The 21,572-nt window shown below is 43.9% G+C and carries 22 protein-coding genes; 17 read left to right on the forward strand and 5 right to left on the reverse strand.

Annotated features, from left to right (window positions below; genetic code table 11):
• Nucleotides 1–50: 50 nt before the first annotated feature.
• The gene (locus AC58QD_RS19950; protein ID WP_007729208.1) at nt 51–467 is read right to left on the reverse strand and encodes a VOC family protein; all 417 of its coding nucleotides are present in this window, start codon (nt 465–467) and stop codon (nt 51–53) included.
• Between the two features lie 713 nt (nt 468–1,180).
• Between AC58QD_RS19950 and AC58QD_RS19955 the strand changes: the two genes are divergently transcribed.
• Nucleotides 1,181–3,007, forward strand: coding sequence for a glycosyltransferase (locus AC58QD_RS19955; RefSeq protein WP_497336490.1), 1,827 nt, complete (start codon nt 1,181–1,183; stop codon nt 3,005–3,007).
• An 80-nt stretch (nt 3,008–3,087) separates the two neighbouring features.
• Here AC58QD_RS19955 and AC58QD_RS19960 read toward each other — a convergent pair whose 3' ends face one another.
• Nucleotides 3,088–4,452: a hypothetical protein gene (locus tag AC58QD_RS19960; RefSeq protein ID WP_497336492.1), complete on the reverse strand. Its 1,365-nt coding sequence runs from the start codon at nt 4,450–4,452 to the stop codon at nt 3,088–3,090.
• Between the two features lie 203 nt (nt 4,453–4,655).
• Between AC58QD_RS19960 and AC58QD_RS19965 the strand changes: the two genes are divergently transcribed.
• Nucleotides 4,656–4,811, forward strand: coding sequence for a hypothetical protein (locus AC58QD_RS19965; RefSeq protein ID WP_497336494.1), 156 nt, complete (start codon nt 4,656–4,658; stop codon nt 4,809–4,811).
• Nucleotides 4,812–5,246: 435 nt separating this feature from the next.
• Here the strand turns inward: AC58QD_RS19965 and tgl are convergent, their stop codons facing one another.
• Nucleotides 5,247–5,888: a spore coat transglutaminase TGL gene (gene tgl / locus AC58QD_RS19970; RefSeq protein WP_497336496.1), complete on the reverse strand. Its 642-nt coding sequence runs from the start codon at nt 5,886–5,888 to the stop codon at nt 5,247–5,249.
• A gap of 270 nt (nt 5,889–6,158) precedes the next feature.
• On the opposite strand from tgl, the gene AC58QD_RS19975 reads away from it, so the two are divergent.
• The gene (locus tag AC58QD_RS19975) at nt 6,159–6,794 is read left to right on the forward strand and encodes a hypothetical protein (protein ID WP_497336498.1); all 636 of its coding nucleotides are present in this window, start codon (nt 6,159–6,161) and stop codon (nt 6,792–6,794) included.
• A 171-nt stretch (nt 6,795–6,965) separates the two neighbouring features.
• Here AC58QD_RS19975 and AC58QD_RS19980 read toward each other — a convergent pair whose 3' ends face one another.
• A complete protein-coding gene (locus AC58QD_RS19980; RefSeq protein WP_497336500.1) occupies nt 6,966–7,769 on the reverse strand; it encodes an HAD family hydrolase in 804 nt (267 codons plus the stop codon).
• A 186-nt stretch (nt 7,770–7,955) separates the two neighbouring features.
• On the opposite strand from AC58QD_RS19980, the gene AC58QD_RS19985 reads away from it, so the two are divergent.
• From AC58QD_RS19985 to AC58QD_RS19995, 3 genes are all read left to right on the forward strand, one after another.
• Nucleotides 7,956–8,315, forward strand: a complete 360-nt coding sequence (locus AC58QD_RS19985) for a hypothetical protein (protein ID WP_497336502.1) — start codon at nt 7,956–7,958, stop codon at nt 8,313–8,315.
• Between the two features lie 225 nt (nt 8,316–8,540).
• A complete protein-coding gene (gene wecB, locus AC58QD_RS19990; protein WP_497336504.1) occupies nt 8,541–9,710 on the forward strand; it encodes a non-hydrolyzing UDP-N-acetylglucosamine 2-epimerase in 1,170 nt (389 codons plus the stop codon).
• 222 nt (nt 9,711–9,932) lie between these two features.
• Entirely contained in the window at nt 9,933–11,171 is a 1,239-nt protein-coding gene (locus AC58QD_RS19995) for a MerR family transcriptional regulator (RefSeq protein ID WP_497336506.1), read from the forward strand.
• Nucleotides 11,172–11,187: 16 nt separating this feature from the next.
• On the opposite strand, the gene AC58QD_RS20000 is transcribed toward AC58QD_RS19995, so the two are convergent.
• Nucleotides 11,188–11,469 carry a toxin-antitoxin system YwqK family antitoxin gene (locus tag AC58QD_RS20000; protein ID WP_497336508.1) on the reverse strand — a complete coding sequence of 94 codons (282 nt, stop codon included), beginning with the start codon at nt 11,467–11,469 and terminating at the stop codon, nt 11,188–11,190.
• 71 nt (nt 11,470–11,540) lie between these two features.
• On the opposite strand from AC58QD_RS20000, the gene AC58QD_RS20005 reads away from it, so the two are divergent.
• The 11 genes from AC58QD_RS20005 (at nt 11,541) to AC58QD_RS20055 (ending at nt 21,294) form a co-directional block, all read left to right on the forward strand.
• A complete protein-coding gene (locus AC58QD_RS20005; protein ID WP_497336510.1) occupies nt 11,541–11,843 on the forward strand; it encodes a hypothetical protein in 303 nt (100 codons plus the stop codon).
• Between the two features lie 136 nt (nt 11,844–11,979).
• On the forward strand, nt 11,980–12,468 hold the full coding sequence (locus AC58QD_RS20010; RefSeq protein WP_497336512.1) for a DinB family protein: 489 nt from the start codon (nt 11,980–11,982) through the stop codon (nt 12,466–12,468).
• 130 nt (nt 12,469–12,598) lie between these two features.
• The gene (locus AC58QD_RS20015; RefSeq protein ID WP_497336514.1) at nt 12,599–12,898 is read left to right on the forward strand and encodes a hypothetical protein; all 300 of its coding nucleotides are present in this window, start codon (nt 12,599–12,601) and stop codon (nt 12,896–12,898) included.
• A gap of 320 nt (nt 12,899–13,218) precedes the next feature.
• Nucleotides 13,219–13,998: an alpha/beta fold hydrolase gene (locus AC58QD_RS20020; protein ID WP_497336516.1), complete on the forward strand. Its 780-nt coding sequence runs from the start codon at nt 13,219–13,221 to the stop codon at nt 13,996–13,998.
• Nucleotides 13,999–14,114: 116 nt separating this feature from the next.
• On the forward strand, nt 14,115–14,537 hold the full coding sequence (locus AC58QD_RS20025; protein ID WP_497336518.1) for a GNAT family N-acetyltransferase: 423 nt from the start codon (nt 14,115–14,117) through the stop codon (nt 14,535–14,537).
• Nucleotides 14,538–14,867: 330 nt separating this feature from the next.
• Nucleotides 14,868–15,353, forward strand: a complete 486-nt coding sequence (locus AC58QD_RS20030; protein WP_497336520.1) for a GyrI-like domain-containing protein — start codon at nt 14,868–14,870, stop codon at nt 15,351–15,353.
• 185 nt (nt 15,354–15,538) lie between these two features.
• Nucleotides 15,539–16,612 carry a phosphotransferase enzyme family protein gene (locus AC58QD_RS20035; RefSeq protein ID WP_497336522.1) on the forward strand — a complete coding sequence of 358 codons (1,074 nt, stop codon included), beginning with the start codon at nt 15,539–15,541 and terminating at the stop codon, nt 16,610–16,612.
• A 171-nt stretch (nt 16,613–16,783) separates the two neighbouring features.
• The gene (locus tag AC58QD_RS20040; RefSeq protein ID WP_497336524.1) at nt 16,784–18,331 is read left to right on the forward strand and encodes a DUF5050 domain-containing protein; all 1,548 of its coding nucleotides are present in this window, start codon (nt 16,784–16,786) and stop codon (nt 18,329–18,331) included.
• Nucleotides 18,332–18,638: 307 nt separating this feature from the next.
• Nucleotides 18,639–19,373: an MBL fold metallo-hydrolase gene (locus AC58QD_RS20045; protein ID WP_497336526.1), complete on the forward strand. Its 735-nt coding sequence runs from the start codon at nt 18,639–18,641 to the stop codon at nt 19,371–19,373.
• 52 nt (nt 19,374–19,425) lie between these two features.
• Nucleotides 19,426–20,325 carry a GNAT family N-acetyltransferase gene (locus tag AC58QD_RS20050; RefSeq protein WP_497336528.1) on the forward strand — a complete coding sequence of 300 codons (900 nt, stop codon included), beginning with the start codon at nt 19,426–19,428 and terminating at the stop codon, nt 20,323–20,325.
• 378 nt (nt 20,326–20,703) lie between these two features.
• A complete protein-coding gene (locus AC58QD_RS20055) occupies nt 20,704–21,294 on the forward strand; it encodes a hypothetical protein (protein ID WP_497336530.1) in 591 nt (196 codons plus the stop codon).
• The last annotated feature ends 278 nt before the right edge of the window (nt 21,295–21,572 follow it).

A 21,572-nucleotide genomic window follows, 5' to 3' on the forward strand; every position in this document is an offset into this window, starting at 1 on the left:
CCCGGCGTCTTTCTTTTTGAACCCTAGTACGAGCGTGCTCTCCGTTAGCCTTAACCTTGTGCCGCATCCATGTTCATGTAGTTAATGGCCCACAGATGGCCGTCCAAGTCCACGAAGCCCCAATGATACATGAACCCATGATCTTCAGGTTCAGCGTGCAATTTCCCGCCCAAGGAGACCGCGGTATTCACGATTTCATCGACCTTTTCCCGGCTCTCGAAGGCCAATGCGATCGTCATCTGCGCATACTTGCTCGTATCGACGGATTCCTTCTCCGTGAGCGTATTAAAGAATGCTTGATTGATCAGCATGACCTGCAGGTTGTCGCCGATCACGATGGCTACCGAATTCTCGTTCTCGGGGAATTGCGGGTTGAGCTCGAATCCGAGTCCGGTGAAGAACGCTTTCGATTGTTCTACGTTTTTTACAGGCAGATTGAAGCTCGTGAATGCGGACGTTAATGCCATTTTCAAAACACCTCTTCGTCAAATTAGTTTGTGTTCATTTATGCCTTCGTTTATATAGACGACAGCCGATCCGGGAATTCATCGGTCTCATGGATTCGGAAGCGTAAATTTTGAAAAATAACTTGGTATTGAGTTCGGATACCCGCCATTCCCGTAAGGTTGCTTATTCTTATTGTGCAGGGATAAAGATTGAACCTCTCTAAAAAGGAATTCGTCTGAATATATGACAATTAAAGGGTGGGTATCAAGTGACGGGGAACGTTTGCTCAATAAACATCAAGAGAAGGCCGCCGATTAGTCAGATCGGCGGTCTTCTCCACTAATGGGTAGTTTAGTTAAATCTAAATTTATTGATGAAACACGTTTATTAAATGCGAAAGCTCGGGCTGATCCAGGCTTTGGCTTTTTTCTTCTGGCGTTACCGAGAGTGCCCAACTTACAAACATTTCGCTTTTCTAACGAATAAGGTGTAATCGTGAAAGGAGTGAATGGATTGACGAAAATCTCGCTCCGCCTGGGAAGCCCGACGGAAACTGACTCCTCACGATCGATGGGTAATATTGGATACCTGTCTAGCAGGGGCGAAAATAATAAATGGGTTATTGTTCTGGTTCAAAAGCGGAGTCTGATCATATCCGTGATTTATAAAATAACAGCAAACGCATAGACCTTTTGATGTAATGCTTAATGAAGCAAGACTCTAGGAAAGGTGGGTGTCGAGAATAAAAACCAGCATCATTATCTTGACCCATAATCAATTGGAGTTAACGACACAGTGCCTGGATAGTATAAGAAAATACACACCGGAACCATATGAATTAATTGTTGTTGATAATAACTCGACCGATGGAACAGTGAGTTACCTTGAGCAGCAAGCTGATGTGAAAAAGATTTATAACAAGGAAAATCTTGGGTTTGCAAAGGGTTGCAACCAAGGAGTAGCCATTTCGACAGGAGATAATGTTCTATTTCTAAATAATGATACAGTGGTAACTGAGCATTGGTTTAAGAATATGCTGCGCGCACTTTACAGTGATGAAAAAGTGGGAATGGTAGGTCCTGTTACGAACTATGTAAGCGGCCATCAGAAAATCCCGGTTACTTATCAGGACACCATTGGACTTCATAACTTTGCACAGGAATATTGCAGTCAACATGCGGGACTTACCAGACGAGTTCATCGTTTGGTTGGTTTTTGCTTATTAGTTAAAAAAAAGGTGCTCGACGATATTGGATTATTCGATGAACGATTTGGTATTGGAAACTACGAAGATGACGATTTATGCTTCCGAGCTGTGAACAGAGACTATGTTCTTATGATTGCCCTTGATTCTTTTATCCATCATGTCGGTCATGCCACTTTTAACAACACGCCTGGAATTAATCTTGCGCAGCTGCTGCACGAAAATAAAATCAAAGCATTTCAAAAGTGGGGATTTGACCTTCCCTCTGCACTTCTGTCAAGAATCACCATCAGCCTGTGTATGATCTTAAAAAATGAAGAAGAAACGATCGCGAGATGTCTGGACACAGTAAAAGATGCCGTAGATGAAATCATCATTGTCGATACCGGTTCTACAGATCGCACCAAAGAAATAGTTCGACAATATTCTGCTAAAATCTACGATTTCGAATGGATTGATGATTTTGCCGCTGCTCGCAATTTTGCATTCAGCCATGCAACGATGGATTACCTCATGTGGCTGGATGCGGATGATGTGCTTTTAGAAGAAGACCTCCAAAAATTATTAAAATTAAAAAGTGCATTTGACCCTTCCATTGATTCAGTCACTATGAACTATCACCTTGCGTTCGACGAATCGGGAAAACCTATGATGAAACTTCGACGAAATAGACTTGTTAGAAGGGTTAGAAACTTCCGATGGCATGGGGCTGTTCACGAGTACTTGGAAGTTCACGGAATTATATATAACAGTAATGTTGCCATTACCCATATAAAACAACGTCAAGACACATATGACCGCAATCTTATGATATACGAAAAACGTTTGGCCAAAGGTGAGCTATTTTCACCCAGAGATCTTTATTATTATGCCAAAGAATTGCATGAGCACGGGTTTTATGAGAAAGCGATCGAATTTTATTTGAAGTTTTTAGATACCAATCAGGGCTGGGTTGAAGATGTGATTTCTGCTTGCGGGAAAATAGCTGACTGCTATAATACATTAGGGGACAAAGAAAAAGAAATTGAATTCGCCTTAAAATCTTTTGAATACGATACTCCACGAGCTGAATTTTGTTGCAGACTTGGTTACCATTTTCTTCAAGAGAAGAAGCATCATACGGCTATATTTTGGTATAAACTTGCCACACAATTGGAAAAACCGGACCAAAGCTGGGGACTGTTGAATGAAGCTTGTTGGACATGGCTCCCTCATTTGCAATTATGTGTATGCTACGACCGTTTAGGGCATCATGAAGCCGCCTGGGAGCATAACGAAATCGCTCGTTCCTACCAACCCAATAAGTCGCAAATATTGCACAATAAAAATTATCTTATGACAATTTTGAAGAAATAAACAAAGAGCATGCGATATGAGTACGAATTCGCATGCCCTTTGTTTTGTTTATTTAATCTTCTGCTCCTTATTGACACTTATTAACCGGTAAAGTCCCCGAGTCTTATAAGGGTGATATAGGAGTTAATGACAGTTCTACCATCTTCCAATGTAGCTAGAGTGTCGGCGTCACCAGTATTCCTAAGTTGAATTGTTGCACCAGTTGGAATACCAATGATCCCCTGGCCTGTGACTAAATCATCATTATTAGCTTGATTTCGAATTCCGAATTGAGATTCATTGGTTAGCTCTGTACCGTTTCGAACTAATACATATGCCGCTTGTTCGGCTCCCTGTATAAGAACTCCATATTCGTATGCATAGTCGCCTGCTATATTCACAGTTATAGTTTCACTAGGAGTTGCAGCGGTCCCTGTGAAGACGAATGCTCCAGTGGGTATTGATTTAATCGCTGTGTCAAAATCTACTTCGTCACCTGCAGCAACCGATTGGGTTCCGGTGGCAACTACAAAGAAATAGGCTTGGGAAAAGGTTCCTGTCGCTCCCGTAGCTCCCGTAGCTCCCGTAACACCAGTTTCACCGGTAGCGCCAGTTGCGCCCGTAGCGCCAGTAGCACCGGTTGCCCCTGTAGCGCCAGTAGCACCGGTTTCACCAGTAGCGCCAGTAGCACCGGTTTCACCAGTAGCTCCTGTGGCACCGGTTTCACCGGTAGCACCAGTAGCGCCGGTTGCCCCTGTAGCACCGGTTTCACCGGTAGCGCCCGTAGCACCGGTTTCACCAGTAGCTCCTGTGGCACCGGTTGCCCCTGTAGCACCGGTTTCACCGGTAGCACCAGTAGCACCAGTAGCACCAGTAGCACCAGTAGCACCAGTAGCGCCGGTTGCCCCTGTATCACCGGTTTCACCGGTAGCGCCCGTAGCACCGGTTTCACCAGTAGCTCCTGTGGCACCGGTTGCCCCTGTAGCACCGGTTTCACCGGTAGCACCAGTAGCGCCGGTTGCCCCTGTAGCACCGGTTTCACCGGTAGCACCAGTAGCGCCGGTTGCCCCTGTAGCACCGGAAGTACCGGTTGCCCCTGTAGCGCCAGTAGCACCGGTTGCCCCGGTAGCACCAGTATCACCCTTTGCCCCTGTTGCACCGGTCTCACCCTTTGGGCCAGTAGCACCTATAGTACCTGCTTCGCCTGCAGCGCCCGGTGCTCCAGTTGCCCCTGTTGCCCCTGTAGCACCGGTAGCACCTCTAGGACCTGCTTCGCCTGCTTCGCCTGTTGCTCCATTTGGTCCTGCTGCTCCTGTCGCTCCTTTTTGGCCATTGATGCAACAACAACATTCTCTGTTACAATGATGGCATTTATCGGATAACTTTCGGTACTTTTCTTTATAAAACCTGTACCTTCCTCTAATATGTTGGTACTTTTCTTTATAATATTCTTCTTTATTAGACAAGAGATAAACACCTCCATTTCATCATTTTAATATATGTCGTCCAAAATTGGAGGTCTGTACAAACGTACAAAATCGGGTAATATAATTTTGCAATTAAAGCGACTCCCAAAATTTCCGATCTTAGGGGTGCAATTTTTATGACAAATCATAAAAGTAGGCTAAGAAGATAAAGCTGCAAAAGCAAAGATGAAGGAGTGTCATCGGTGAGTTACCTGTTACTATTGATAGCTACGTCTCGGAGCTTTTTTGGGCATATTGGTCAAAGCAGCCTCTACGATGCTGGACAGCACGACGATAACGTTCTTCCGATTCGCGATCGCGCTTTGCAGCCTGTTGAACTATTGGGCATAGCAGAATAGTTATGGCTTTTGAATTTAAGGTCAAAATAGATTAATGAATATTTCAAAACAGGAATAGGAGAGCAATATTGTGATTATAAATTGGTTCCCCGTAAATTGGGTTTTTTTATTTTTATGCACATATGTTTGTGTCGCGAGCATACGACCCAAACATATGTGCATAATCGATTTACGACCCAAACATATGCTCATAATCGCAAAGGATTTGGTGGGCAGTTCACATTTCATTTTTATTAATGCCTGGCTACGCTAACGGAAAAGATACTTAAACAAAGGATCGCCGGCTGCCGTGCAGTCAGACGATCCTTTTTCTTTGCTGAAGTAGCGGCACTAATGCTTCACGGCAACAATATATACGTTTTATTTTTCGCTGACCCTTTCACATAAAATCCCATTTGGGTTACGTTTATGAGTAGAAGCTGTTGCTCCTTTGTCTTACCAAGCTTCAAATCGGCGTATTTCAGCTGGAGCGAACTGGGATAAATATTGGTAATCCGGGAAAGAAACTTGGTCTTTCAAATATGCCGATTCGTTAGCGTTTGCGCGTCTATGGCGATTCAATGCCTTAATCATACCTTCCGATGTTTTAATACCAAGACCATGACCATAATACAAATCATCCCCCATCTTGATGACATTCTCCCCTTGCCATTCCATCTTATCGGGATTTACATCGGGATTCTTAAAATATAGAACATCACCTGGAAGAGCATAAGCGCTGCCGCCTTTACGGTGGGTAATGCCTAAATCACTGTCATTATGCCAACTGAACAATAACAAATTAGGGAAGAGGGTGTTGAACTGTTCCTTTCCTATGGTGTCTAGCACTGCCTTGTATAATAGGATGACAATAGCAACTGCGCATTCAAACGCGTATTTTTTACCATTAATGAAAATATCCCTGATTCCAGCGGCTGGAGTCACCCCTTTCCTTAGAAGAAATCCTCCTTGATTTGTTAAATGCCAGTATTTTAAGTTGCATCGTGATGTTCTATAGGTTGCAAATCTTGTTCCTCCTTGACTCATGTCTTTTGCCGCTTTCATGATATTTGACCTTAAAGTCGTTTCAAATGACATATGGATAGCCCCTTCACACGTTTTCTCCTAGCTTATTTCATTGTATGGATGATGGAAGGGTGGTGTGATGTTTTGTTTTCGATTTGATTATCTCATACTCTTTAACCTCATTAGCGAGGGCATCTATCAGACCAACGAGGTTCTTCGATTGGGTTATTTGTATGGAGCCGGTACGAAAGCAGTCTTGGCTTAGATTTGCTGATGCCCATACCTAGACATGTTTCGCCACATATAATAATTCAGACTTCATGACAAGGATGTGATCGGGACATGATTCTGAAGGGTATATTAGACGTTACTGTACTCCGCAGAGTAACCAATAACGTAAGTCTTCTAGTCGAATGTGGGGGAGCTCCACAAACACCGTTAACCTCTATTACATCTGGACCCGTTACATTGAGGAGAAGAAATAGGTCTGCCAAAGTAAACTTAACGCAGGAGGAGGGTGGAGAATGTATCGAGCACTCTATCGATGTGGGACGCAACGTTGCGCAGCAGCTTAATCTAAGGAACGATCAACGCTACCGCGTGGAGTTCGATACGGTAACCAGAGCGATGCGCTTTTTCCGAAAGCCGGTCACAAGAGCGAGACTTCTCTTGGCGGTTGGCACGCAAGTTGTTGAAGATAGAGAATCCCCTAACCCTACCGTCATTACGATTCGGGACGACCAGCTCTTTGTATCTGCCATTGGCCGTGTTACGCTCGGGATCATCGGTGAACGACTTTTGTTGAAGCACGGATTAAACAATAAAACACTCCAAATTTTACGGGGAAGAGACATATTTATTGAACCGTTCATCCAAGTTACCCCTAAGACTGCAAGGCAGTTGGGGTTAAGAGAGGGCGATACCCTGATGGAATTCAATCAAGTCACGTCCGTACTTCGGATCAATCCCGGCAAGTAAGGGAGGTGCGAGATTGCGCTTAATCCCAGCGTATACGATAAAGTGAGCGAGGTGGATGACTGCCAAAGAAATTTTGAACATGATTGATTGAGCACATTTGTACCAGCTATTGCAATAACGAGGAACGATTGCAATAACGAAGGGGTTACCACGTGGTAGCCCTTTGCTCCGCTAAATATGAAATAACTCTTCAAGTACAACCGCTACGCCGTCATCGTCATTTGTCTCCGTTATTCGAGCGGCTTTAATCTTCAATTCATTAATAGCGTTCCCCATTGCCACCGGATACCCGCAAAGATCAAACAGCTCCAGGTCATTATAATCATCCCCGAAAACCATCACCTGATCGGGATGAAGTCCTCTTCGGCTTAAAACCTGTCCCAATGCACCCGCTTTGGATACGGAAGAGTTCATAATCTGAACCAGCCTGCTTCCATCTGTTAGAATTAACTTAACCCGGTGCGAGAAGCTGCTATTCAGCTCTGAGTAAATATTTTGCACATTGGGAAACAGCAGCTTTGAAGGACATAGACGGCTAATTTCTTCTCTGGACAGTACCGTAGGAACCGGAGCGTCTGAAGGCATGCCGAGAATATCAAAATGCTCCGAAGCCAAGGAACGATCACTGAACATGGTGTCCTGCACTTCAAAGCAAACTAGAAGCCCACCACTTCGGGCGGTAATGGCGTCATAAAGATCAGTGACAGTTTCATGGTCAATCAGCATATGGTCCTCCATTTGGTACGAAGAGTCCACGGTATGGGCGCCGTTATAGTAAATCATGCAGCCTAATTGCAGAAGTGCTTCCGGCAGCAGCATTCGCACCGACCGCGAAGGCCTTGCAGTAGCAATAATGATTTGAATCCCGTTTTTGTGACAGTCCAATACAGCGCGAAGGTTTCGCGGGGAAACCTCACGCCGGGTATTCAACAGCGTTCCGTCTAAATCCAAAACAACAGCTAGTATATTGTTCATGACGCCTCCCATTGAAAATTTTATCAATAGTATCACAGGATAGCTTCAACTGTAAATCATTAGTAATATGGGATCTCAACTTTTTTCAATAAAGAGAGAAGAGCTCATTGGGGGGGAATAAAGTTTGGCATTCTCGATATCAGGGTAAATATATGTATGCTCGTTTATTTAAGGAGGTTACCCGATATGAAGAACGAGAACAATAGTGGAGTTAAGGGTAAAAAGAGACTAGCCATATTCGACGGTCTTACGCCAAACGACCAAGCTATGCCTGCTTTACAGGCTGTATTCGGGAATGAGTCTGATTCCGGGGATATTAATGTAAGTAGAGAGGATCGCATGGATGGGTATCATGATGCGAACAAAGAGCCGTCCGAAAACTCGGGGACAGAAGACGGTGAGATAACCGATACAGACTACAGTCCGGTAGCAGAAGAGGGCACTCCGGTTGACCCGGTAGCACCCCCGATCAACGTGGTGAATGGAATCGACCTTATCAACGGGGCTGGTGCGGAACTGCTTGATGAAGATGAGGAACGGTGTTAGGCAGCCGTATAAAAGGCAAATGAGTATTGCCTAAGAATATAAACGATAGTGCTGGAGTCGCCTTGTGGCGGCTCCTTTTTAATTATTTAACGGGCGGGCGTGGCGGTTCCAAACGTTGACGTAGGCATCGGTTATCGATGCAGTGCTTTTGCCCTTGCATATGACGTAACGTCATGCCCTACACTTACCCTGTAGCACAAACTAAAGAAGAGGGAAGGTTATGCAATGACCAGTTTTCCAAAAAATCGTAAAAAAGTAATGGTGATTTTCGGCACCCGTCCTGAGGCAACAAAAATGTGCCCAGTGGTCCAAGAATTAAAAAAACATCCGGAATGGTTTGAAACGAAAGTTGTTGTTACAGGGCAACATAGGGAGCAACTCCATCAAGCGCTCTCTCATTTTGATATACATCCAGATGTCGACTTATGCCTCATGAAAGTAAACCAAACTCTTGCCTATATTACGTCTGCGGCAATTACTGGGTTAGATAAAGTCATTTCCGAAGAACGTCCAGATCTAATATTAATTCACGGAGATACTCAAACAGCAGTGTGTGGGGGGATGGTTGCATTTTTTCATAAAATACCTGTCGGGCATATTGAGGCAGGATTACGTTCACACAACAAATACTCACCTTGGCCAGAAGAGATTAATAGAAGAATCGTTGATGTGGTTTCAGATTTTTTGTTTGCACCCACATCTAATAGTAAAGACAACTTAATTAGAGAAGGTTACAGTGAAAAAGATATTTATATCACGGGACAAACTGCAGTTGATGCAGCAATTTTGACAAATCGCTCTGATTACGTATTTAACGAAGCTAGACTAAATCACATTGTAAAACAAAAGAGCAGAATCATTACAATGACAGCTCATCGGAAAGAAAATTATGGACCACCCATGATCCAAATGTTTAGTGCGATACGACGTATTACGGACGAAAATCCAGATATATCAGTAATTTATCCCATTCATTTAAGTCCAATTGTTCGTAAAACAGCACATAAAATACTTTCAGGGCATGACCGAATCCATTTGCTTGATCCAATAGATTATCCTGATATGATCAATTTATTGTCCCGTTCATTTCTCATACTAAGTGATTCTGGAGGTCTTCAGGAAGAAACACCCGTATTTAACAAACCTCTTGTTCTAATGCGCGATACAACAGAACGACCCGAAGCTGTTACTGCTAATGCTGTTTACCTTGCGGGGACTGAAGAGGGGGCGATCCATGCCGTAACGACTAGACTTCTCACCGATATGAATTTTTATAATATCATGTCAAATGCCGTAAATCCTTTTGGAGACGGACATGCTTCCAAACGCATTGTACAGATCATTGCCCACCATTTTGGATTTGTTTCTGAGCTTCCACTAGAATTTAGTGTTTAAACTGTCCAGTACGGCAACGAGCAGAATTAGGATAGGAACCCGAAAAATAAAATGACCATTTTAAACAAACGCAGTAGAATAATGATAAGCACTCACAAACCTTTCCATCCATTCGCGGAGAGGTTTTTGTTTTTCTAAAAAAACTTGCAGATGACGTAAGGTCATCTAATATACTGGCTCTAAGCTTGTAAGCAAGAGTGATAGCCAACGGGGGTCAATATAATGCAGTTGCGAAACGGAGATTGGATGACCGCAGGACAATTTGCGGATAAGGCGGGCGTAACGATACGTACAGTACGCTTCTACGATAAGGTTGGGCTTTTAAATCCGAGTCACAGAACGAGTTCGGGGCACCGGTATTACACAAAGCAGGATTTGGCCCGACTCCAAAGAATATTGACGCTTAAATATATCGGTCTGACTATCGACGAGATCAGTAGAATCATTCACAGGGACGAGGGCGAGCTGGATCTAAAGGAATCCTTAAGAGTCCAGAGCACGATTATCGGTCAGAAAATGGAACATCTTCGCCTTGTCCAAAAAACGGTGAAGGAGACGCTTTCGTTGCTGGAAAGTTTGGAGAATGGGGAGGAAGAAAATCAGGGTCTGACAGCAGGGGACAGTGAAAGCAGTCCTGCATGGGAACTGTTCGCCTCCATCATCCGCATCGTGAATCAGGAATACGAGAACGCATTCAATCTTCAAACGAGGATTCGTCTGCATGACGAATTCAGTGCAAACCCGTACAAGTGGCATCATTGGCTGTTCGATCGCTTGATTATGCCTGAACGAAGTACAATCCTTGAGTTGGGCTGCGGGGATGGGACTTTGTGGCAGCGCAATGCGGACCGGATACCGGCTGATTGGGACGTTACGCTGACCGACCTGTCTGAAGGAATGCTGAATGATGCAAAGGAGCGGCTCGAACTTTGCGTGCCTCCTGACCGATTTCGCTTCACACCGGCTGATGCACGTTCGATTCCTTTTCCGGACGCAAGCTTCGATGCAGTTTTGGCCAATCATATGCTTTATCATGTAAGTGAGCGCCACCAATCTTTGAAAGAAATCCGACGTGTTCTTAAGCCCGGAGGCGTACTGTTCGCATCGACGATGGGCACGAGCCATATGAAAGAAGTAAAAGGCCTCCTAAGCGAGTTGAATCCAAACTATGATTTGGGTCGTCAGGATTTCGCCTGCGAATTCGGCTTGGAGAACGGAGAAGACCAACTGGATGCTGCTGGTTTCGTAGATATTGGTTTACAACGTTATGAGGATTTTTTACAAGTGACGGATGCCAAGCCGCTTATCGCATACATTCGAACAACGCCCGGCGGCCGGGAAAATTTGACCGACAGCCGCTTGTCCAAATTAGAGGCTATGCTGAACGAAACCATAAGAGAGGAAGGTGCTGTTCAGATAACCAAGGAAGTCGGTCTGTTCGTCGCATTTCGCAAGCAATAGAATCTACCCTCTCATTTTATTCTTTATCACGAATGGTAGTTTTGTGTTTATTGCCTTTGCTGTCATAGGTGACCCATTCACCAACAGGCTCGCCCATGTCAAAATATCCTGAACGCTTTATGGTTCCATCGGGACGATACCATTCCCAGTAGCCGTCCGGCTTATCATCAATTATTTTTCCCTTTGACCATATTGTTTTTCCGTTTGCGTGGTACTTAATCGTGCAGCCATCAATTACTTCCAGTTTCTTTTCCTTGACACCGTTTGGGTGTATCAAGTCACATTTTTCATTTTCCATGACTTGCCTCCAATAATCAGCTTTTTGTTAATATTATCACATTGTACGCCAGATAATGTAGGGGTGAATCCGTGAAAAAAATAGTATTTAGCGTGATGGCACTTGTTGTTATCGTCTCAGCGTTTTTATTTTCACCGTGGGTAACTGAAAGTTTTGCACAACAGAGAGCTATTAATGCTTTTGAGGTGCAATGGAAAAACGTACAGGACGGATGTGGTTTTAACTGCAAAGATTGTGGTTTTAAAACCTCAGAAAAAGCACTGTTGGGCCGAAGAGTGATTATAGAGTATGCATGTGGTTTGCTGCCTTCTGATTCCCCTGAATACCATAAGAAGAAAGAACTGTTTGTATCATTTTTAGGAACCGTCCATTAACATCGCCAGGCCCGGAACAACTGGCCCTCTTTCCGGGAAATAACCCGGTACCCATCGGCCCGATAGCTGATATGATTGGAGAGAACGGGATTAATGCAGGCTGTGACGTCGGCGAACCGGAGAGGATGGATGAGAAATGTCGGAGCTGCTTAAGACGCAATACAGATTTATTCGAAGGACGAGGGAAGTTTTGTTCGCTTATTTGGAGGAGCTTCCGCCGGACAAGCTGCATAGCGCCGTGCCGGGCTTCGGACGCAGCAGCATCATAAGGACTCATATTCACGTGGCCGATTGTTACCGGTATTGGCTCGGGTCCTTCGCCTTCGGGCTGAAGCGAGCCAACTTTTCCTTCGCGACGGAGGAAGAGATCGGGCAGGCGGACGTCCGGAAGGTTCGCGCCCGTTTCGGGCTCGCGGACGATGCGGTTGAGAGGTTTTTGGACAAGTATGCCAGCAGCATGCTGGGGAGCATCGTGAATGATGTGAAGTGGCAGGCAGAGCCGTGGAGCACGACACCGCTGTGGTTGCTCACCCATACCGAGACGCATGAATTTCATCATAAGGGACAAATCGTGGCGATGACCCGGCTGCTCGGCTACGAACCGCCGAATACGGATCTGGATTAAAGTGGGGATAGGCTGCTGCGGCCTCTTTCTTCTCCTGCTTCTCAGGCAGTAATGATGAACAACAGGTTACATTAGAAGTTGCGTACAATAAGGACATAAAAGTTAACCAAAACGAGGGAGGCGGGAGATCGTGTCGAACTTGGACAATGAGAAAAAGGCTCTGGAAAAAGTGGAAACGGAGTTTGAAACGACCGAGGTCATAACGACAAATGTGTACAAGGTCAGCCCAGAGCAGAAAGAGAAGCTCGATCGTCTGGCAGAGGAGAGGCTCGAAAAGGCACGCGAGGAGGCAATACCGAAGATCCGCGAGCGGTACGAGCAGCGACGGGAAGAGATCCGGCAGCTACAGAGCAACCGAAGGCAGACGGCGGGGGAAAGCCCTCGGCGATCAAATGACGAATCAACCACTGAAAAAGAGGCTCCCCGTTAAAAAAGTTGGCGGAGGGGCCTCTTTTTTGTGTGTGAAATGGAGTTTTCGTTCGTAGTAGATTGTGGTATTTGGAAACAGCCTAACGCCATTAATATAACGGGTACCGATACTTGAGGAGTTAGCTGCATCACAGCTTCTCCATTTTTGTTATTGAACACAAAATATCTGACGAAGTTTTGAATATTAAACATAGCAATTCAAAAGAAGTTTCATATACTGAATTCGTTTATGCTTAGTAAGTGCCTAATTGCAGAAACTCCGAGGAAATTGTCGCCGACCTAGGTGTTTACATTACTCGATAAGGAAGAAGGAGGTATCCATTGAAAACGACCCAATCAAAAGACGGCACAACCTTAGCGTACGATGTCTACGATAGTGGGCCAGCGCTGATATACATAACGGGAGCGAGCTGCTTTCGCTCTTTTAAGCCGATCATACAAGATGCTAAAGTTTTTGCCACTGAATTCACTGTTTACAACTACGACCGCCGTGGACGCGGCGATAGTGGAAACACACTGCCATATTCTATGGAACGTGAAATCGAAGATATCGAAGCCATGATTAATGCAGCCGGCGGCACGGCGTATTTGTATGGCCATTCTTCGGGTGCCGTGCTGGCACTTGAGGCCTCACTGCGACTGGGCAGCAAAGTACAAAAGGTAGTTATGTATGATGCGCCATATGTACACGACGAGAAAGAAAAGGCCGAATACAAACAATTAAGCCATACAATACACAAACTTCTCGATAGCGGCAAAAACGCAGAAGCAATGAGCACTTTTTTGAAGGGTATTGGAATGCCAAAAGTATTTGTTTTGTTGTTGCCGTTATTTCCTGGCTGGAGAACTATGAAAGCACTTGCTCCAACCCTTGCTTATGATATTGCTCTAACTGAGGACATGCCACCTGTTGAACGTGCCACTCGAATTTCCGTACCAACGCAAATCATTGTTGGCGAAAAAAGCCCCGCAGCAATACATGATGTCGGCCGCCAACTAACGAGTGCAATTCCAAACGCAAAGTTCGCACAACTTGCAGGCCAGGACCATATGGTTAATGCAAAAAACCTGCTGCCATTGCTTTCGGACTTTTTTAAGTAATATTGTGGTTTCTGTATGCCCCTCAATAAAATCTGGAAGTCAACCATATATTACCCTGGCTGTCTTTGTTTTTGAACGTATTCATACTTATTTGATATTTGAAAGGAGTAACGCAAATGGAAGTATACATCAGACAGGTAGAGTTATCAGAGATCGATGATTTATTCAAGTTAGCAGAGAAGTTTGCAACTTCATTTACACCAAATAAAAAATTATTTACTGAGGCCATTAATAATTTATTATCTGATGAATCGGTTTTCATAAGAGTTGCAGAATGTGATAACGAATTAGTCGGATATTGTTTAGGTTTTGATCATTACACTTTTTATGCGAATGGCAGGGTATCATGGTTAGAAGAAATAATGGTAGATGAAACATACCGAAATCAAGGAATTGGAAAAAAGATTATGGAATATTTCGAAGAATGGACAAAATCAAGGGGATCAAAACTAATTGCACTAGCCACACGAAGAGCAGCGCCGTTTTATAAAGGACTTGGATATGAGGAATCAGCTGTTTATTTTAGGAAGTTATTGTAAGGAAGTAAAAGGATCTGAGGAATATACATATTGCAAGAGTCATATTGATTAAGTCCCTCGATAGTCATGAGAGCGATTCAAAATCATATTAGGATTCCGGAGATACCCTATGAATAAAACTAATGAGACTCGATTGTTAATATTTTGCCAGGACGAGGCTGCTTGCATTGATCGGCAGCCTCGCTGCGAACGGGCAGTTTAATCAAAATAACATTTTACAGGATTTGGTTTTTATTGAAATCGAACGTGCTTTTGCAGGAAAAATCTGGCTAACATCGAAATGTTATTTTATGCCTTTTTATACGATTCAGAAACCGAAGGAGAAACGAAGTGAGCGAACTAGGTGTTAAAGATAACACGTGTAGAGTGGTCAAAAGAGGATTCTCAGCAGTTGGAACAAGGCATGAAGCAAAGTATTCAGAATACCCAACCGTAATTCCGAAATCATTTGACTCTTTACTAAATCGTATGGAGGAAATCCCAAATCGAACTGGTGAAAAATTGGCTCTATACGAACCAGGTAATTATGCACCCGACAACCTTGGAACTTACTATACAACCGCTCAAGTCACAGAGATTGGTTCTATTCCACAAGGAATGGTAAGCCAGATCACTCCTGTATGCACTTATGCTGTCTATACGCACAAAGGTGAGATTTGGAAAATAGGTGATGCTTATGGTTCTCTTAACCGTTGGATTGATGAGAATGGCTACAAACATACTAAAGGTTGGGTAGTAGAGTTAATGGACGTACGATTTAATCCGACTTCACCTGAAAGTGAGCTAGAGATATATACGCCAATCGAAGAGAAATAGTCGATGAAAGAGGAGTGACCCCGCAAACCACCGTTTGTGGGTCTTTCTACGTTCTGGCATGATTCTCAATATCTTTATTTATTCCAACGGGCAAATTTTTTGGTAAAATATAAAGTGGAAAAAGGTGGCAGCTCAGCCGTTAATGAAAATAAATAATAACAGAGTTTTAAGGTATAGGAGATATTATGATTCATAACGAGGTTGTTATAATCGCTGATGCATATTTACTTCCATTAGTATCGGAGTTGTACGGGTTGGAAGGCTATGAAACCAAGCCGGTTAAGGCACATGCCGGAGGGCGGAATGTCGTTTATAACTGTGAGAAAGAGGGCGCTCGTGCAAAAATAATCAGAATCGCCTTCTTAAATGACAGGAGCCGAGAAGAATTGCTGGGCGAAGTTGAATATATCAGGTATTTATTCGAGCATGGCGGCAGTGTCTCGGATGTAGTCAGATCCAGGAAGGGGAATCTGCTGGAAGAGATAACTCATAATAATCTCACCTTTTTTGTCTGCCTGTTTGAAAAGGCCAGAGGAAAAAAGCTTGTGGAAAATAAATATCGGTACCGGGAAGGAGCACCTATTACCGAATATTATTATAACTGCGGTAAAGTCCTGGGGAAACTCCACCAATTGTCAAAAGGATATACTCCTGTCCATCGTCGGTATAGTTTTTTTGATAAATACAATGCCGAATATATCGATGAACTGATACCCGACTCCTTATCTCTGCTTAAGGAGAAGCTGGTTGAGCTCCTTAAAACCTTAGAAGGATTGGACAGGCACCATGAGTCATTCGGTATGATTCATTTTGATTACAACGATGGGAATTATATGATAGATTTTGATACCGGGCAAATAACTGTATATGATTTTGATAATTCATGTTTTGGTTGGTATATGTATGACCTGGCAGATCTCTGGAGAAGCGGAGTGGGTTGGATACTTTCTGAACCAGACGCCGGTAAACGCAAAAAGTTTATGGATGATTATTTTAAAACAGCCCTCGAGGGATACAGAACCGAGACCAGGATCGAAAATTTGATGTTGGATAAATTGCCCTTATTCATCAAAGTAACCCTCATGGAAAATATTGTAGATGAATTCGAGTGTATGCGGAACAATGGTGAAGATCCGAAGTGTGATGAGGAATTGTCATATTGCATAAAATGCCTGGAAGACGATATCCCGTATATGGGATTTTTCCATGAAATTTTCTCATGTGAAGAACCCTTTGAGTATGAGAAACGAAATATTTAGTCGTTTTGTAGCAGTCTATAATTTGATAAGAGGGTTGCATCAGATGGCTGCCGAGTTATGCACGGCGGCCTCGCTGCGTTAACGGGCAGCAGTGCAACCTTTTTTTTGATTGAACGTCAATAGTTCATACAAATATTTCCTCGTTTAATTCAAAAAGGAGAGAATGGGACTATGAGAAAAAGATGGATCGGATGTATGGTTGTATTTTCATTATGCCTAAGCTTGTTGGCACCTGCGGCAAACAGTCGAGCCGCAGCTGAGAGCGTGAGGGTTACGCTGCCGGATTTTACGGTAGAACTGAACGGGCATACTGTGGAAAATCAGTACCGCGAATACCCGCTGCTGGTTTATAACGGCATCACCTATTTTCCGATGACGTGGTACGATAGCAGACTGCTCGGTTTGGAGGCGACTTGGTCGCCGGGTGATGGCTTGAATATTAGGCAAAGCCTGGTGACCTCCTCGTATGTGCCCTACAAATCCGAGCGTCGCAACGCGGCTTTCTACACGGCAGTAGTCCCCGCATCGGGCGTCACAATCAACGGCAAGGAGATCGACAACACCAAGGAAGAATATCCTTTGTTAAGCTTCCGGGATGTGACGTATTTTCCCTTGACCTGGCGGTTCGCGCACGACGAATTCGGATGGAATTACCGGTGGAGCAATACCGATGGTCTTAGCATCACGTCCCATAACCCGCAGGTGCAAACAGTCCAACTTCCTGCATATGCCGGCGAGAACGATGTTGCACTTTTCAAGGGGTATTACTATTTTGCCGAGACGGCGGATATGACGAACCATATATATCGAGCTCCCGTGCAGCAACCGTCCGACATGGAGGAGATTTATTCATATAACTTCCACAATTCAGATTGGAATCGAAAGGTCGTAACTTTTCAAATCCGTAATAATACGCTTTGGTTTACCTATCACCTCGGGCGAGGACTTACGGGTGCCGATCAGTTCGTTAAAATCGGCGACGATGGGAAAGCCGAGCTGCTGCATTCAGGGTATATCGACTTCCTCGACACCCCGTATGGGAGATTAATCCACAATCTCCCCGGTGGCTACATGTATTTATCGCAACCAGGTCAGGATGAGGCGAATCGCAAGATTGTAGGAGGAGACAACCCGAATGTGATGATGTACGCCCAGTCTAGGCGCAGTGTTCCTGCCGCCTCTATGGTCGGGGATGATGTCTTCGTGCTTTGCATATTAGAAGGCGCCAACAACCGGAATTCACTTTGCAAAATCAACCTAAAAACGAATAAAAGCGATACGATCGTCAACTCGGGCATTAGCTCGTTCCGGATTATCAATAACAAGCTATACTATGTGAAAGACGCGGACAACGCGTTATATTCGTCGGCGCTGGACGGGACGGGCGAAAAGAAACTGTCCGACCATGCCGTGTCATGTTTTGACGGCATCGACGGCAACGTATTTTACACAACCGAGACGGAAGCGAACCGATTTGAGCTGTACCGGGCCGATCCGAACGGGGAAGACCTGCTCGTATGGAAAACGCTGGTCGCTGGCGTGCAAGTATTGAACGATCGGCTCGTCTGCCGACTGGGCGACAACGAAGGTGTAGTGATGCTCGACAGTTCAGGCCGCCTGCTGCTGGAAGTGGCGGATCCGATCTCGCGCGTGCTTACATCCGACGAAGGGGTTTTACTCGAATCCGCCCGAGATTCCTCGGTCTTATTCATTCGTTGAAATAATACTGATTTCATGTGAAAGCAACATATTTGGGGGACAAAATGACGAATGTCGAAAACGCAACAAAGGAAGACATAAAGGGATGGCTAAAACTAGCCTCTGAGGTGGAGGGGGGCACTCGGCAAAAATTCATCTTAACGATTCCACATAGTGGACGGATACGATAGCTCAATAACCCACATCAAAGACTGCCGCGAGAACGACCTGCAGCCTTACTCGCTAACGGGTAGATTACTACAAAAACCCATCTATAATTCTATATTATGGTAAAATAACAAAAAACACAGAATGGAGTGGTACTCCTATGAAATTAACCGTTCTTGGAAGATGGGGTGCTTTTCCGAAAGCAGGAGAAGCAACTGCAGGCTATCTATTAGAATCAGGTAACCACAAAATTTTACTCGATTGCGGCAGTGGTGTATTATCTGCCTTACAGAAATTCATTGAGATAAGCGAGATTACATCCGTTTTTCTCTCTCATCGTCATTATGATCATATGGCAGACTTGGGTTGTCTTCAATATGCATGTTTAATTGATATGGATTTGCAGCGTAGGGAAAAGCCGTTGAGGCTCCTAATTTCCGAAGAATTTGAAGGAGATTGGTCTATTCCTGTTATGAAAGGTTCGTATGCAATAGGAGTTAACGAAAGTGCTACCGTTTCATTTGAGGACGGTTTAAAGTTATCTTTTTTCCGAACTAATCACGATGCATATTGCTTAGGAGTGAGGGTAGAGGCTGAAGGCAAGGTATTAGTGTATACAGCTGATACTCGATATGATGAAACACTAGTTGCATACCTTTTAGATGCGGATTTACTTATTGCGGAAGCTTCATTTTATGCAGAATTCAACGCTAGCCAGTATGGTCATATGAATTCACATGAAGCTGGTAAGATAGCGGCAGCAGTAAATGCAAAGAAATTACTGATATCGCACTTACCTCATTTTGGGGATGTTCAGTTGTTAAAGGAAGAAGCAGCATCTGTATTTGACGGAGAGGTATTGTTGGCGGATTTCGGTTTACAAGTTGTAATATAATCTTGTTGTAAGGAAGTCTGATTACGACGCTCAATATTAAAGGGGAATACCGGTGGGAGATCTGATAATTGAACCCTATAAACCCGAAAGGGATAAAGCCTCCATCACAGCCATGTTGTGTGGAAATGAACAGTTTAACGTGTTTCAACAGAGCGACAAAATGCTCTCTGACGGTATATTTGTTGCTCGTTACAACGACTTAACGGTAGCTTTTCTCTCATTTGATGGTTTTAAGAGAAGAGCTTTGACAACGATATTTGTTAACAAAGAATACAGAAGAATGGGCATTGGTGCCGCACTTATGGCAAAGGCGGATAAAATGCTATCCCAAAATGATGCAGTAGAACGTTCGATAGGTGTATGTATAGATGGCGACCGTTGTTCACTGCAATTTTTATATAAGCATGGTTATTACATAAGTTATTCATCCTTTATCATGGAGCGTGAAGGTGTACCTCTTCCTGAAAGTAATATTTCTGTCAGGCAGTACGATGATGATGATTATGTAATATGCCATAATATTTGCGAAATAGCTTTTTACCAAATGCATGAACGCGTGGGGATTCTTCCGTCTTACTATTATCCTCCTAACGAAACGGAGCGGAAGAGATTCGCCGAAGATAGAAACAATAGATTTGTGATGCTTATCGGCGGTGAAATAGTGGCAGTCGGAATTATTGACGGTTGTGAACTGAGTCATGTATCCGTTCGCCCAGATCTTCAATCACGTGGATACGGCAGAGCTTTTATTTCATTTCTTGTAAATGAAATTATACGAAGGGGCAGAAGAATCGTGACGCTCGGGGTTGTAAAAGGCAATCCTGCGACAAAATTGTATAAGAGTCTTGGTTTCAAAGAAAAGTCATTAAACCATTGGGTAACAAAATATTACAAACCGGACACTCGATTGAGCAGACCACCAAGCGATATATATCATAAAATGACTCGTTGAGCTCTAACGGGACACAAGAACTCAATACAATTTTAACGAGGCTATCGGCGTATTGACGGTAGCCCCGCATAACTATCGGGCAGCATTTAATATCCATGTGCTTTTTTGAGTAAGATACTGCATTTTGCTCAAGATCTTTGGAGCATTTCTTTTTATTAGTGTAGTTATATTGGCTCAGTAAGTGTGTTCAGGGTTATTGAAGATAGCTAGAGAAAATCGGATCCGTTTTCTCAATTAACGGGATACGTTACTTAAATAGGGATTCTCCGGCTGCCGAACAGTCAAAGGATCCCTTATTTCTTTGAAGTAAAGGGCAGACTGAACTCGCTATACTGGTGTATACTTAAATGTGTCTTTTCAAGGATAGGAGGATTGATTATGAAGGTGAGCTTGAAAACGAATCTTGTCGCTGCGGGTGTCGCAGTTACACTTATAGGGTCGGCTATTGCTTGGGGTTTTAGCGAAATCACAGCAAAGGCAAATACAGAGCCGAAGACGGCCGAAGTCATCGCTCAAATTGAGCAGCCGAAATATAGCCCAGAAACGCCTGAAAGCCACGCCATCACATTGTTGAAGACATATCACAATCAATTCAATACTTGGATTGGGTATGGCAACGAAAGTTATTTTAAGAATGTGGTGGCATGGGATTCCGCCCTTTCAAACGATGCACTAAACCCGCTATCATATCGTCAAATTGCGGCGAAGCTTGCAAGCATTCAAGCAATCGAGATCGACCTTTACCGCGTTAGCGACCTTGCCGAAATTGCGAATAAAACCCATGACGTTCAAGCCCTTATTTACATGCATCGTATTTTACACGATCTGGACTTAAATTATTTTCATAAAACGCCGGGAAGCGATTATTGGGGCATTACCGAAACGATTCGTCATACTACAGAAGCAAAAGAAGTGATTCCCGATACCCGCTCAGATGTCGCGAAGTACATCGAAAAGAACAAAGTATAATTTCAGGTTCAAAAACGAGTGGATAGAAGCTTCAGAGATGATTTCGCATTTGTTAGGTGGATAGTACATGGAGACTGCTGTGGCAGTTTCTTTTTTTTGGTCAAGATAGATAATGAATGATATAGGTTGCCTTTTGAGAGTAGATGGATGAGGCAAGCTAAGGGCTGAGAGAATATATCTACCATTCCGGCGGAAAAAATGGAACTTATACGAGTGCAGATTTGTCAGTTTCTATAGAGGTGATCATTCTGGACAGTAAGTATATGCAGTACATAACG

Source organism: Paenibacillus sp. J2R1T-4, from assembly GCF_059692235.1.